This is a genomic window from Pedobacter sp. 01N416 (assembly GCF_056399685.1).
The window spans coordinates 1-14,477 of the sequence record NZ_JBFTRT010000173.1 but is presented as its reverse complement, the minus strand read 5'-3'; the positions used below and the strand labels follow the sequence as shown (position 1 = coordinate 14,477).

Genomic DNA, 14,477 nt, shown 5'->3' with positions numbered 1-14,477 from the left:
GTGTATCGGTACAACATGCCAAAGCTAGTTTGGTTCTTTGCTTCATTCCCGATGAAAAGTACTTGATTTCTTTGTTTGCTGCTTTTTCTAATCCCAGTATGGTGATCAGCTTTTTTGAATCGAGTCCCGGAGCAAAATTTTTGAACTTAAAATGAAAATCAATGCTCTCTTTTAAGGTAAATGTTTCAACCAGTTCGAGATATGGTGCAGCCAGGCTGATGTATTTATAGATATTTTCTATAGAGATCTCTTTGGTGTCTGAGAATGAAATTTCTCCTTCAGAAGGAGATAAGCTACCCGTTAAAACGCTTAATAAAGTTGATTTACCAGAGCCATTAGGTCCCAGTATTGCATAACTGTTACCAGAGGTGAATTCAGTAGTTAAATTTCTAAAAATCCATTCCTTATTAAACCTTCTGCCAACATTATTTAAAGAGATATTCATTTGCGGCAGGGYGTTTAGGGTTTAGTGGTAAGCGGTTTAGCCATACAAACGCTATTATCAACACCGACATATTGTCCGTAGTTGGGCCTGATATGATAACCCACCTTTTGGTAAAGTGCAATGGCTTCTGGCTGTTTTTTGCCTGTTTCTAAAACACATGAAGTAAAACCGAGTTCAGCAGCCCAGCTTTCTAATTCATTTAAAACTTTAGCGGCTATGCCTTGCTTCCTATAATCCGGATGTACAAACATTCTTTTAACTTCGGCTTCTGTTGCTGAAAAAGGCTTTATGGCGCCACAGCCAACCGGGACTCCATTTTGATAACCTATAACCACCTCTTTAATGGCATCAACCTTATTAAATTGAGCATAAAAAGTATGGTCGTCGCCATCTCTAACAGCTAAATCTTTATCCAATAACGCGACCAATGTTCTAAAATCGGCATTGCCTGAATCGGTTCTGATTAGTGTTAAATCAATCATGAATATTTATTTTGCTTTAAGCTTTGGTCTTTCTGCTTTAAGCTTAACTGCCCATTCCAAAGCCCTTCATTACACCACGGTTAGAATTACGGATAAAATCTACAATTTCGTCACGGATTTCCGTTGGTTTAAATTCGGCTTCGATCATGTCTAAAGCTTTAGTTACATTATTGTGTTTTACAAAAAGTACACGGTAAATCTCTTGGATTTCGTCAATCTGCTCGTTGGTAAAACCTCTTCTGCGCAAACCAACAGAGTTAATTCCCGCATAAGAAAGTGGCTCACGAGCTGCTTTTACATAAGGGGGGACATCTTTTCGTACCAATGAACCACCAGTTACGAAAGCATAAGAACCCACTTTAACAAATTGATGTATCGCAACCAAACCCGCCAAAACCACATTGTTTCCAATGGTAATGTGGCCAGCCAAGGTAGTGCTGTTCGAGAAAATACAGTTGTTGCCAACTTCACAGTCGTGCGCGATGTGTGAGTAAGCCTGAATTAAACAATTGCTACCGATGGTAGTTTTCCATTTATCTTTTGTACCACGGTTAATGGTTACGCATTCGCGGATAGTCGTATTGTCGCCGATTTCTGCAGTGGTAACCTCACCTGCAAATTTTAAATCCTGTGGTTCGCCAGAAATAACAGCACCAGGAAAGATACGGCAGTTTTTGCCGATACGTGCGCCATCCATAATGGTTACGTTCGATCCGATCCAGGTTCCTTCTCCAATTACAACGTCTTTATGTATCACTACAAAGGGTTCGATTACCACGTTTTCGGCAATCTTTGCCTGGGGATGTATGTATGCTAAAGGTTGTATCATTATTGGGCGGGTTCTGCTTGTTTAACTTTTGAAATTTGAGCCATCATTTCGGCTTCGACAACGATTTTTTCGCCAACCATACCTACACCTTTCATCTGGGCAATACCCCTTCTGATTGGTTCAAGTAAATCGCAGCGGAAAACAATAGTATCGCCAGGAAGAACCTGGGCCCTAAAACGTACGTTATCTATTTTTAAGAAATAGGTTAAATAATTTCTAGGATCTGGAACGGTACTTAACACTAAAATACCACCAACCTGAGCCATAGCCTCAATTTGAATTACGCCCGGAAAAACCGGTGCACCAGGGAAGTGACCTTTAAAAAACTCTTCGTTCATGGTTACGTTTTTAACACCTACCACGTGATTTTTAGAAAGTTCTAATATTTTATCAACGAATAAAAATGGCTGGCGGTGAGGCAAAATATCCATAATCTGAACAACATCATATAGTGGTTTTGCACTTGGATCGTAAACCTTTTGTATTTTTTTGTTTTTCTCTTTTTTAATCGCTGCTTTAATTTTTTTAGCAAAAGCAACGTTTGCTGCATGGCCTGGGCGGGCAGCCATAATATGGCCTTTTAAATGCATGCCAACCAAAGCTAAATCGCCAATCATATCTAATAATTTATGACGGGCAGGCTCATTTTGGTAACGCAATTCCATGTTGTTCAAAATTCCCTGTGGGGCAACATCGATATCTTTACGGTTAAATAATTTGGCCAAATGGCTCAATTCGTCCTTCGTAACCTCTTTATCTACAATTACAATAGCGTTATTTAAATCTCCACCTTTAATTAAATTGTGCGATAACTGGTATTCCAATTCGTGTAAGAAACAGAAGGTGCGGCATGAAGCAATTTCTTTCTTAAACTCTGCAATGGTATTAATGCCAGCATGCTGACTGCCCAAAACAGGAGAATTATAATCGATCATACAGGTAAAACGATAGTCATCAAGCGGCATTGCCACAATTTCTACCTTTCTATCTTCTTCGGTATAGGTAATGTTATGGGGAATAGTAAAGTACTCGCGATCTGCGTYTTGTTCAACTGTACCAACTTCTTCCAGTAAATCAACAAACTGGATAGAACTCCCGTCCATAATCGGGGTTTCGGGTCCGTCTAATTTAATCAGTACGTTATCAAGGTCCATGCCCACTAACGATGCCATTACGTGCTCTACGGTGCTCACGCTGGCGCCATTTTGGGTAAGTGTTGTTCCACGTGAGGTGTCTGTAACGTTATCTGCATCGGCTTCGATAATCGGGTGGCCATCTAAATCAATACGCTGAAATTTAAAGCCATGATTTTCGGGGGCCGGGCAAAATGTTAAAGTAACATTAGCGCCTGTGTGTAAACCAACACCAGATGCTGATATTTCTTGTTTAATCGTTTTTTGTCTAACGTTCATTGTGTATTGTATTCTTTTCCAGTTCAGCTGTAAGCTTTTTCAATTCCTGTTCGAGCGCGTTTATTCTTTTTTCTACATCGGGAAGATGTTTGAAAATTACTGAGGCACGCATCCAGTTGCGCAATGGTTGCGCCGGACTACCRTGCCATTGTTTATTTTCTTCTGTAATATTAAAATTGATACCGGCCTGTGCGCCAATTTGAGTGCCCTTAGCTAAGGTTAAGTGCCCGGCTATACCAACTTGCCCGCCAACAACACTGTTAGGGCCAATTTTTGTACTTCCTGATATGCCCGACTGTGCGGCTAAAACCGTGTTCTCGCCAATCTCTACATTGTGCGCAATCTGGATCAGGTTATCGATTTTTGCACCTTTCTTTACAATTGTTGATCCCATTGTTGCACGATCTACAGTTGTATTTGCGCCAATTTCTACGTCATCTTCGATTATAACGTTTCCAATCTGAGGGATTTTATTGTAAGTGCCGTCTTTTTGCGGGGCAAAGCCAAAACCATCGCTTCCGATAACGGTATTGGAATGAATAACAACCCTGTTGCCGATTATTGAATTGTGATAAATTTTTACACCGGGGAAAAACGTACTGTTTTCACCGACTTTAGAATTCGCACCGATAAAGGTTTGAGCATTTATTTTACAGCCATCTGCAATTTCTACATTTTCGGCTACATAGGCAAAAGCATCTATAAATACGTTTTTGCCAATTTTCGCTGTAGGGTGAACAAATGCAAGTTTATCAATTCCAGATTGTGCAGTCTGGGCATTAACGGCTTCATTATATTTATCCAACAAGATAGTAAAAGCACTATATGGATTTTCTACACGTATTAATGTACTGGTATATGGTTGCGTAGGGGCGAAATCCTTTGATACGATAACGACTGACGCCTGAGTGGAATACAAAAAGTTTTCGTACTTAGGGTTCGAAAGAAAAGACAAAGAGCCTTCCTTTCCGTCTTCTATTTTAGAAAGTTCGGTAACGGCTACATCAGGGTTACCATCAATGGAACCGTTTAGAAACTGACTTATCTGCGTGGCAGTAAATTGCATCGTACAAAGGTATATGTTAAATTGATATGAACAAAAAAACCTGCTCGGGTTAAACTGTGTATATTTTACACAATAATAAGACTTAAAACGGCACTAAAAGTTAAATATTTTGTTAAATAACCTTAAATACCTCTGGGGTAACAGAGGATATATTTCTCTACAGTTTTTTGCAGCGACTCGAGATTAGACAAATCAGACGCCTTCGCAATATCAACAATATCGTTATTTTTCATCAAAATCTTGATATTTCCAACCCCAGCGTTATATGCGCGGTTTTGAATCGAATCGGTAAAAACAAAATACCTTGCTTCCTCGGGTTTGATTTCTAATAAATTAACAGCCGCATCCTGTAAAAAATTTATGCGGTCGAGATTGGCCATTTCGTTGCCCATTTCTACCTTATAAAGATTTCTGGAAGTAAGCATTTTACATAACGTAGACAAAATTTTATCGGGATGTTTGGCCCAAACCTTAACTGCGGCATAAATGTCCTGATCATCCAGGTTGGTAAAATGCTCGAGATTTTCGTGTTGAGAGAAGAAATTGGCCTCGTTGATATCGTTTTTTAAGAAATAATTCAATGATGGTGAAGCAAATAAATCGGCTCCAGCGGCTGATAGTTCTTTTGCACGCTCTAATAGCTTTACCAAAATCATCTCGCCAGCAATAACGGTTTTGTGCAGATAAACTTGCCAGTACATCAGCCGGCGGGCAATTAAAAATTTCTCGATAGAATAAATGCCTTTCTCCTCAATCACCAGATCATCATCGTAAACGTTAAACATCTTAATAATCCGATCGAAACTGATTACGCCTTCGCTAACACCCGTAAAAAAGCTATCGCGGTTTAAATAATCCATTCTGTCGAGATCTAACTGACCGGAAATCAGTTGATGAAGAAACTTTTTAGGGTAGGTGCCATTAAAAATTTCGATGGCATGGGTTAACCGGCCTTCAAAATGCACATTTAAATCACGCATTAGTTTTGCCGAAATATCTTCGTGCCTAATTCCAGTTACTAAAGAATGTTCTAATGCGTGCGAAAAAGGGCCATGGCCGATATCGTGCAGTAAAATAGCCAAAATGGCGGCTTCTTCTTCGCCATCGGTTATGATATGTTCTTTACTTCTTAAAAGATTTATGGCCAGACTCATTAAATGCATGGCCCCTAAAGCATGGTGGAAACGCGTGTGTAGTGCACCTGGATAAACCAAATGAGTCATCCCAAGCTGTTTGATGTAACGCAAACGTTGGAAATAAGGATGTGAGATCACATCGTAAACTAATTCGGACGGAATGCTGATGAAACCGTATACCGGGTCATTTATTATTTTCTTCTTGTTCAATCGTTAAAAATAGTTAAATAGATAGATACGGTACAAAAATTGCTATTTTTATTTATAGTTTGATTTACCTGCCAAAATTAAAAGGCAATACTTACCTATTTTTACAATAACATGCAAGAAACTAAAATATTATGGGCCGATGATGAAATCGACTTATTAAAACCTCATATATTATTGCTCAATGATAAAGGTTACCATGTAACTACATTTACCAATGGGAACGATGCGTTGGAGGCATTTGGAAAAGCTCATTTTGACCTGGTTTTTTTGGATGAAAATATGCCGGGGATGAGTGGGATTGAAACCTTATCGGCCATTAAAAACCTGAATCCAGATGTTCCTGTTGTGCTGATTACGAAAAGTGAAGAAGAAAATTTAATGGAGGATGCGATTGGTAGTAAGATTGACGATTATCTGATTAAACCTGTAAACCCTAAGCAGGTTTTGTTAACCATTAAAAAACTAATTGATAACAAACGCCTGGTAAGCGAGAAAACTTCTATGGCTTACCAACAGGATTTTCGACGATTGGGGATGACACTGGGCGACAGGCTGAATTACGAAGAGTGGGTGGATGTGTATAAAAAAATCGTTTTTTGGGAACTTGAATTAGAGAAACTGGATGATCCGCAGATGCATGAGATTTTAACCATGCAAAAACAGGAAGCGAATACACAGTTCACTAAGTTCATCGAAGAGCATTATCTCGACTGGATTAAAAATAAAGATAAAGCCCCCTTGCTTTCTAATGAGCTGTTAAAGAAAAAAGCCTTCCCTCATATTAACGATACCACACCTGTCTTTTTTATTCTGATTGATAATTTACGTTACGATCAGTGGAAAATCATTAATCCGCTAATTTCTGAATATTTCAGGATCGATGAAGAAGATATGTACACGAGCATTTTGCCAACAGCAACACAATATGCCCGTAATGCCATCTTTTCGGGCATGATGCCTTTGGATATGGAGAAACGTTTCCCTCAGCTGTGGCAGAACGATGATGATGAGGGTGGAAAAAACATGCACGAAGAAGCTTTTCTGGCCGATAACATTAAACGTAGTTTAAGAAAAGACTGTAAATTCAGTTATAATAAAATCCTCACTTTTGAGCAGGGGAAAGATCTTGTTGATCAGACCAATAACTTGTTGCAGAACGATTTCAACGCCATTGTATTCAACTTTGTTGATATGTTAAGCCATGCCCGCACGGATATGCAGATGATCCGCGAGCTGGCCAATGACGATGCTGCTTACCGTTCGTTAACCTTATCATGGTTTGAGCATTCGCCACTTTGGGACTTATTGAAAAAAATCTCACAGAAAAAGGTAAAAGTGATCATTACAACCGATCATGGAACCATCCGTGTTAAAAAACCGGTTAAAGTAATAGGCGATAGAAGCACAAACACCAATTTAAGATACAAGCAAGGAAGAAACCTTAATTTTAATGCAAAAGAAGTGTTTTTGATTAAAAACCCTCATGATGCTTTGTTGCCTAAAATCAACATCAGCAGCAGTTATATTTTTGCAAGAGAAGATAGCTATTTTGTTTATCCGAATAATTACAATCAGTTTGTGAATTATTATAACGAAACCTTCCAGCATGGAGGTATTTCACTTGAGGAAATGATTATTCCGGTGGTGACGTATTCGCCGAGGTAATAAAAGAGAATTGAGATACTAGATTTGAGATATGAGCCCAGTCGTTTTTAATAAGACCGTCCTCCTGAATTTATTTCAGGATCTGTCACGATGGTAAGGTCTTCGACAAGCTCAGACTGACAAATCACAAAATAACCAGGCAAAAGCAATGCAATTATGTATTACTTTTGCCTTTATTTTTTTAAAATGGATATCGAAGTTAACAGTTTAGCCGATTTACCTGCTGTTGCACAACAGCTTTCAGATTTTGCCAGTGGCCAAAAAGTCTTCATTTTTGAGGGTGATATGGGTGCTGGGAAAACAACCTTCATTAAAAATTTCTGTAAACATTTAGGTGTTAACGATGTGGTTTCGAGCCCTACCTATTCTATCGTTAATGAATATGAAAGTCCTAAAGGTTCGGTGTTCCATTTCGATTTTTATAGGATAAAAGATATTCACGAAGCTTATGATCTGGGCTATGAAGAATATTTTTATGGTGGTGGAGTTTGTTTAATAGAATGGCCTGAGCGAGTGGAAGAGTTGCTGCCCGAAAAACATATTAAAATTGAGATAAAGGTGCTGGATGAAAACCGCAGATTATTCAGATTTTCGAAGGGATAACAATTAGTTATCAATAAATTAACAGATTTTCCTTATCTTGAACAACCTAAAACTATCAAAATTTTAAATTCAACATGGCTACAGGATTACGCGAAGGAATGGCCGATATAGCTCGTCAGGGTTTACTACAAACGCAAGAGGCAAAGCTAGAAACCAGAAATAAAAAAAACAGTCTATATATAGGAATACCCAAGGAAATTTCTTTCCAGGAAAATAGAATTGCATTAACCCCTTTGTCTGTTGCATTATTGGTAAACAATGGGCACCGTGTTGTTCTGGAAAGTGGCGCTGGCACTGGGGCTAATTTTTCTGATACCGAGTATGCTGAGCAGGGGGCTAAAATTGCCTATAACAAAAAAGAGGTTTTCGATGCTGATATCCTGGTGAAAATTGCACCGCCCATGTTGGAAGAGATTGAGATGATGCATAAAGGGCAAACACTAATTTCTTCGTTGCAAACCGGAACGCTAAAGCAGGATTATCTGAAAGCATTGATGCATAAAAAAATTAACGCATTATGTTTTGAGAATCTTCGCGATGAAGGTAATGTACTCAGCGTAGTACGCGCCATGAGCGAAATAGTGGGCTCGACCTCTATTTTAATTGCTGCAGAATATTTGAGCAATGTAACAGGCGGAAAAGGTTTAATGCTCGGCGGCTTTACTGGCGTTCCTCCAACAGAGATTGTTATTTTGGGTGCAGGAACGGTTGGCGAATATGCCGCCAGAACAGCTTTGGCATTGGGAGCCGAGGTTAAAGTTTTCGATAGCTCCATTTACCGCTTACGCCGCCTGCAGAATAATTTAGGAAGCAGGGTGTTTACTTCCGTAATGCAACCTATTGTTTTGAATAAGGCTATTGTAACCTGCGATTGTGTGCCAAATATTGCTTCGCGTGTGCCAAGAACAGCATCTTACGCTTTAACGAACATTTTTGCCCCAATTTTATTGGATATCGGTGAATTCGGAGGTTTAATGAATATGGTATGGAATACACCTGGTATCCGCGAAGCGCTATATATTTATCAGGGAAACTGTACCAATAAAGATCTGGCTGATATGTTTAATCTGCCATTTAAGGATCTTGAATTATTGGTCGTCTCGAATCAATAAAACTTTGCAGTAACGAGACTATTAATTTAGCGGATAAAACCAATGAAATGTCATCCTGAGCATGTAGAAGGACATTTTGTTGGTTATCAAATGTAAAGGTCTTCGACAGGCTCAGACTGACAACCGTTTTGACTTAACAGCGGTAATGACCTATACCAAATACCAATTATATGAAACTCAATCTCTTTACGTTATTTTTCTTCCTCTCAGTGGTCGTTAGCGCCCAAAATAAACCTTCCGCTATAAAAAAACTGGTGGTGGTGAGTTCATATAATCAATACCTCGCATCGGTAAAAACGGACCCGAATAACGAATTGGTTGAAATCAAGAAAGCCATTCCCAATATCAAATTAGATATCCGCTACGCCACTAAGAATAATTTTATGCAGCAGGTAATGTATAAACAGGCAAGGGCTTTTGCGCGAAAACCAGTAGTAGAATCATTAAAAAAAATCCAAAAGGAATTAAATAAAAAAGGCTATGGCTTGAAAATATTCGATGGTTACCGGCCTTATGCTGTTACCGTTGAATTTTATAAAAAAGCCAGCGATAAAAATTTTGTAGCCAATCCGGCAAAAGGATCTAAACATAATAGAGGCTGCGCCGTAGATTTAACCCTGATTGATCTGAAAACGGGCAAAGAAATAACAATGCCAACACCTTACGATAGTTTCTTGGCTGCTGCTGCAGCGAAATACGAAAAGGTATTACCTGAGGCGAAGAAGAACCGCGATTTTCTGATCACAATAATGGCGAAATACAGACTTAATGTTTTGGAAAATGAATGGTGGCACTATGATTTTTCGGGCTGGAAAAACTACGATTTAATGGATATTCCCTTTGAGAAGCTTTAGAGGTTAATCGATTCATTAGTTAATAGTCCATTAGTTTGAGTGCCAGGCTGTAATCTTTAGGACGAGCGTTATCCTGAACTTGTTTAAGGATCTGATCCTACATTCTTAAAACCTTAATTTCTTAACTTCTCAATGGTAAATTTGTTCAATAGCCATTCTTTTATTGGGCTGGGAGTATACCGAATTAGTTTCGTCATTTCGATCCGATAGCTATCGGATGGAACGAAGTGGAATAGAGAAATCTAACCTTTTTCCATGGTGTAAGATGTTACCATATTACACTAAATTTAAATTTTAGCTCTTTAATTGTCAGGTGGTAACGCCTAACATCACAAACTACAAATGATGCGGCCTCCCGTATTGTTCCATTTTTACCTTCGCTTTATCCTCTTTTACAGCCAGTTCAAAAATGTAATCGTAATCATCATCTGTTAATTCCTCTTTAGGCTTTTTGCCGCCAAGGGCTTCAATAATCTCGAGTACGGTATTGGAATGGCCTGCTACAATAATGGTTTTGCCAACGTAATTGGTTTTAATGCTGTCTACAAGCGATTTAATGTCTTTATAATCGATTACCTTCGGAACCACCAATGAATCCAATGTTTGGTGCGTTCTTTTTGTCGGCGTGGCAAAAGCAACATCAAATTTTACTTTTTTTAAGTAGGTTGCTAAATCTCCTGCACGAACTTTTCCTTCATCGGAGAGATTGGGGTTGGTATCCTGTGGGTTAGACTTATCTTTCTCTGCGTGCCTAACAATCCAAACATTAGTGGTTTGTGCAGAAATTACATTAGCAAAGAGAAGCGTTAACGACAGTAATACGAACAGTTTTTTCATGTCATAAATATTGAAAAATTAATTGGATAAGGAAAGGTTAAAAATTTATAGCTGTTATCAGCCTTTCAATATCCTCTTTTTTATGCCAGGAGGAAAGCACTATCCGATCTAAAGGCGCGTCGCTAGGATTCGGATAAGGAAAAGATGAAATTAAGATTTGCCTTTGCAGAAGGCGTTCTGAGAAATTAACATCGCCCAGCAAATATACCGGGAAGCCATATTCGTGTTTCCAGGTAAGATTTAATGCCGTTTCAAACATCAGCATGTTATTTTTCAGTTTATTTAATGCTTTGTTATATATTTCTTCGGCATGAATAAATGCATAAAGCCCTGCCGGACTTGGTGGAGAAGCGCCAATAAAGGTATTGGTACTTTTAAGTTTATTGATCATTTTATTGGAGGCCAAAACAATGCCCGCATCTACACCCAGTGCTTTTGCCATAGAGGCAACCACTACATTTTCGATGTTTTCTTGTTTGGGAAGATTTACGATGGCACCCATACCATCGTTGGTTACGCCTATTCCATGCGAATCATCAACAACAAGGATTATATTTTTATCCTTACGGATTTCTTTTACAAAGTCGAAGTCATAAATTTCGGGTACAAGATTATTCATGGAATTACTAATCAATATCCAGGTTTTTTCTTCAGATGAATTTATTCTTTCAATCGTTTCCTGCTCCCAATCTCGAAATAGTTTTACGTTTTTGGTTTGATTTTCTACCAACCAAAGTGCAGGGTGTGCCGCTGGGCCATAAATTACTTTCCCTAATCTGGATAAATCCTTAACGGTAAGCTGCGCAGCTAAATATCCGCTTGAAGTAATTAGCGCAGCTTCTGCTCCATACCGTGCTGCTGCCACTTTTTCAGCATCATCATAAATGCCAAGCTGAATGTTGTYGGTACGGCTTGTTCCGTTGTTTAAACCGAACTTTTTAATCCCTTCGATATATAGATTAATAAAGTTCTGATTTTTAGGAATGCCCAAATAAGCCGTTCCCCCAAAATATAAATAGGTGTTTCCTTCAATATTTATGTGGTTAGAAAAAGGTTGATCAATCGATTTAAAGTTAGGCTTCATATTAATTGTAGTTTCGTCCAAGCTCATCATTTGCAGCACGGATAATAGATTTATCGCCATTGTCATCATGGTAGAATTCCCAGAACATGATCCCATTCGCAATATCTTTAGCGAGTTTAGCTTTTTTCTTGGTGGTTATGGTTCCATTAAAGTAAAATTGAACGCCATCAATTAATGCATTATCTAAACTTACATCAGCCCCCGCTGTTACAAAATCGCGATAGGCCTTAGCCGAGTTATTGGCATTTTTACCATAAGCCGGGATACCCAGAAGGGCTTTCTCTCTTGGCATACCGCGGGTGCTTAACCAATAATTTAAACTGGCAACGGCCATGTTATAGGATGCATGTTGTATAGGCTCATTTTTATCCCAGCCAATGCCATCATACACCATAATATTAAAGAAATCTACAGCAGGAAAAACTTCCAATTTTAATCCATCCCGAATACTGCCCGCGTATACGCCAGGGGTTATGGCCGCACTTAAAAATTTATGGTATTTGTGTAGCGAATCTGAAAGCTCTTTCATTAACAGCACATAATTATCTGCAGATCCATCGCTGGTGCTTGGATATTCCCAATCCATATCTACGCCGTTCAGATTATTTGTTTTGGCAAAAGTTAGCACATTTTTTACGAACAGGTTTCTGGCCGTTGCAGATGCCGCCATCGTTACAAAAATACTTTTTGCACCCGATATCGAAATGCCTGTTTTAACGCCATTTGCCCTTGCTTTTTGCATTACGGTTGTAAATCGACCGGGTTGTTCCAACGCAGCTAAACTTCCATCGGTGTTGGGATTTAGAAAGGCATAAAAGAGGTGTGTAATCATTTTGAACTTCGAATCTGCAACACCGGCTGGATCTCGGTAACTTGGGAAATAACTTACAATCTTAAAGCTGTTGTCGGGTACATACGGTGTAGTAGGGATGGGAGGTTCTGTTATGGGGTCATTTTTCTTACAAGCTGATATAATGAGCATGGTAGAGATGCCAATCAATAGGTAGAATTTTTTCATAGGTCAGGTGTTATTTGATGTTACATATGCTTAAAAAGTATTGTGTATATAAGTGATTATCCTCACCATTTCTGCACGTACCTCGGCAGTTGGTTTTACAAAACTGTTATTCATGAAAGAATAAATATACGTTTTGCCCTTTTTTGTGAGTACATATCCACTTTGATTATGAACGCCACCAAGCGAACCTGTTTTTCCGAAAACAAAAGGTTTGTCGGTTTTGGGGTAAGCATTTTTTAATGTACCACTTTTACCGCCTGCTGGCAGCAGGCCAAAAAGTTTTTCCGGATTGTTTACCAACCTGTAAATGGAATCAAGGAGGTATACATTATCACGTGGAGTAAATAAATTCTGACGGGACAAACCAGATCCATCAGCCCATTTTACTTTATCGGGCAGAAAAGAAAGATAGTTTTTCGTAATGTAATCGATAGCTTTCGTTGTACTCAATGTATCGCCAATCTGGTTGGAGCAAACCAACAACAAATGTTCGGCAATAAAATTATCGCTGGGTAGCATCATGTGTTTTAAAACCGAATCACGCTTTGCGCCCGATAAAGTTTTAGCATACGATGGTATTTTTAAGTTTATAATGCCGACAGGTTTGTGCAGGGTATCTGATAATATTTCGACGGTAACCTGTGCGCTGGTTTTATATGGGTTTTGCTGATTATAGCCCGGTTGTACTGAAACGGCAGGATAGTGAAAGCGGTTGCTTAAAAAATCTCTGCTTACCTGAAAACTGCCTGCTTTTTTTGTAGAATCTATTTCGAAACAGGAGGCAAACACCTTTGGTTCGATATTGATTTTATTTGGAGTGGCATAAGTAGAAGTAACCATGTTATCCATAATTGGCATTTCGGTAATTTCTGGCTGATAATAATAATCGTAATCATCCCACGACCAGCCATCGCCAAAAAAACTGCCAGAATATCGTCCGGGAGAAAAGAATAGTTTTTTGTTCGAAGCCAAAAGAAAATTGTAAGCCGATTTGTCTTTTACTGCAAACTGTAAAAAAGACGGATCGCCTGTACCCCAAAAAATCAATGAATCATTCCGTTCAATATATTTTAAAGCTGGCATTAAATCTGGCAGCATTTTTAAACTCGCAAAAAAAGTATAAAGTTTGGTGTTAGATGCTGGTGTGAAATACTTATTGGCATCTTTCTGAAAAATCATTTTTTTATCTGTAGGATTATAAAGGGCGAAACCAACCTGATATTGTTTGATTACCTGCGAATTTTTAAATTCTTTAGCTACTTTTTTTGAAATGATTTTATTGGTTGAGCAACTTGTTAACAAACAAATAGATAGTGCAAATGCAAGAAAAATGAAATTATGATTTTTTAAAGTAAACATGTTCTAAATTTAGGGGGCATAATTATCAACTAATTTATTAAATTTAGTTTAATGTTAACCAAATATAACCCCGGTGTAATAATCTGTTTACGCAAACTAACAATTTGCTTGGGGTTGGTATTTCTTGCTTTTTCTGGGTTTGGCCAGGAATTCCTTTTTAAAAGAAACCGGCAAAAACAATCAATTACTTTTAAGTGCATCAAAAACCTAATGGTTATTCCGGTGTATGTAAATGGTAAGGGGCCATATGATTTTGTTCTTGATACCGGAGTTGGACCGATGATTATTACCGATCCATCGATTATCGATTCTTTGAATTTTAGTAAACTCCGTAAAATTAAAGTATCTGGCTTGGGCATTGAAAC

General features: G+C 38.5%; 14 protein-coding genes. 4 read left to right on the top strand and 10 right to left on the bottom strand.

Going from position 1 to position 14,477, the window contains the following annotated elements; genetic code table 11:
* From AC1DND_RS11565 to AC1DND_RS11540, 6 genes are all read right to left on the bottom strand, one after another.
* Positions 1–445, bottom strand: a 445-nt coding sequence (locus tag AC1DND_RS11565; RefSeq protein WP_477581744.1) for an ABC transporter ATP-binding protein, incomplete at its 3' end; no start/stop codon positions are given.
* A gap of 14 nt (positions 446–459) precedes the next feature.
* Entirely contained in the window at positions 460–927 is a 468-nt protein-coding gene (locus AC1DND_RS11560; protein ID WP_477581742.1) for a GNAT family N-acetyltransferase, read from the bottom strand.
* A gap of 43 nt (positions 928–970) precedes the next feature.
* Positions 971–1,756: an acyl-ACP--UDP-N-acetylglucosamine O-acyltransferase gene (lpxA, locus tag AC1DND_RS11555; RefSeq protein ID WP_029274294.1), complete on the bottom strand. Its 786-nt coding sequence runs from the start codon at positions 1,754–1,756 to the stop codon at positions 971–973.
* A complete protein-coding gene (locus tag AC1DND_RS11550; protein WP_477581740.1) occupies positions 1,756–3,168 on the bottom strand; it encodes a bifunctional UDP-3-O-[3-hydroxymyristoyl] N-acetylglucosamine deacetylase/3-hydroxyacyl-ACP dehydratase in 1,413 nt (470 codons plus the stop codon). Before AC1DND_RS11550 ends, lpxA begins: the two co-directional genes overlap by 1 nt.
* Positions 3,158–4,234 (bottom strand): UDP-3-O-(3-hydroxymyristoyl)glucosamine N-acyltransferase, encoded by a 1,077-nt coding sequence (gene lpxD / locus AC1DND_RS11545; RefSeq protein WP_029274292.1) that lies wholly within the window; start codon positions 4,232–4,234, stop codon positions 3,158–3,160. Before lpxD ends, AC1DND_RS11550 begins: the two co-directional genes overlap by 11 nt.
* Positions 4,235–4,356: 122 nt before the next feature.
* Positions 4,357–5,580 carry an HD domain-containing protein gene (locus AC1DND_RS11540; RefSeq protein WP_477581738.1) on the bottom strand — a complete coding sequence of 408 codons (1,224 nt, stop codon included), beginning with the start codon at positions 5,578–5,580 and terminating at the stop codon, positions 4,357–4,359.
* 111 nt (positions 5,581–5,691) lie between these two features.
* Here AC1DND_RS11540 and porX point away from each other — a divergent pair, with 111 nt between their 5' ends.
* The 4 genes from porX to AC1DND_RS11520 all read left to right on the top strand — a co-directional run bounded on the left by porX (position 5,692) and on the right by AC1DND_RS11520 (position 9,814).
* A complete protein-coding gene (gene porX, locus AC1DND_RS11535) occupies positions 5,692–7,245 on the top strand; it encodes a T9SS response regulator signal transducer PorX (RefSeq protein ID WP_440827789.1) in 1,554 nt (517 codons plus the stop codon).
* Positions 7,246–7,431: 186 nt separating this feature from the next.
* Positions 7,432–7,848 (top strand): tRNA (adenosine(37)-N6)-threonylcarbamoyltransferase complex ATPase subunit type 1 TsaE, encoded by a 417-nt coding sequence (gene tsaE / locus AC1DND_RS11530; RefSeq protein WP_477581736.1) that lies wholly within the window; start codon positions 7,432–7,434, stop codon positions 7,846–7,848.
* Positions 7,849–7,922: 74 nt separating this feature from the next.
* On the top strand, positions 7,923–8,960 hold the full coding sequence (locus AC1DND_RS11525; RefSeq protein WP_477581734.1) for an alanine dehydrogenase: 1,038 nt from the start codon (positions 7,923–7,925) through the stop codon (positions 8,958–8,960).
* Positions 8,961–9,130: 170 nt separating this feature from the next.
* Positions 9,131–9,814 (top strand): M15 family metallopeptidase, encoded by a 684-nt coding sequence (locus AC1DND_RS11520; RefSeq protein ID WP_477581732.1) that lies wholly within the window; start codon positions 9,131–9,133, stop codon positions 9,812–9,814.
* A gap of 336 nt (positions 9,815–10,150) precedes the next feature.
* On the opposite strand, the gene AC1DND_RS11515 is transcribed toward AC1DND_RS11520, so the two are convergent.
* The 4 genes from AC1DND_RS11515 to AC1DND_RS11500 are packed head-to-tail and all read right to left on the bottom strand — an operon-like array spanning position 10,151 to position 14,112.
* Positions 10,151–10,651 carry a histidine phosphatase family protein gene (locus AC1DND_RS11515; protein WP_477581730.1) on the bottom strand — a complete coding sequence of 167 codons (501 nt, stop codon included), beginning with the start codon at positions 10,649–10,651 and terminating at the stop codon, positions 10,151–10,153.
* 37 nt (positions 10,652–10,688) lie between these two features.
* Positions 10,689–11,735, bottom strand: coding sequence for an aminotransferase class I/II-fold pyridoxal phosphate-dependent enzyme (locus AC1DND_RS11510; RefSeq protein WP_477581728.1), 1,047 nt, complete (start codon positions 11,733–11,735; stop codon positions 10,689–10,691).
* A gap of 1 nt (position 11,736) precedes the next feature.
* On the bottom strand, positions 11,737–12,753 hold the full coding sequence (locus tag AC1DND_RS11505; RefSeq protein ID WP_477581726.1) for a glycoside hydrolase family 18 protein: 1,017 nt from the start codon (positions 12,751–12,753) through the stop codon (positions 11,737–11,739).
* Positions 12,754–12,783: 30 nt separating this feature from the next.
* Complete coding sequence (locus tag AC1DND_RS11500; protein ID WP_477581724.1) at positions 12,784–14,112, bottom strand: D-alanyl-D-alanine carboxypeptidase; 1,329 nt, start codon at positions 14,110–14,112, stop codon at positions 12,784–12,786.
* Positions 14,113–14,477: the final 365 nt, after the last annotated feature.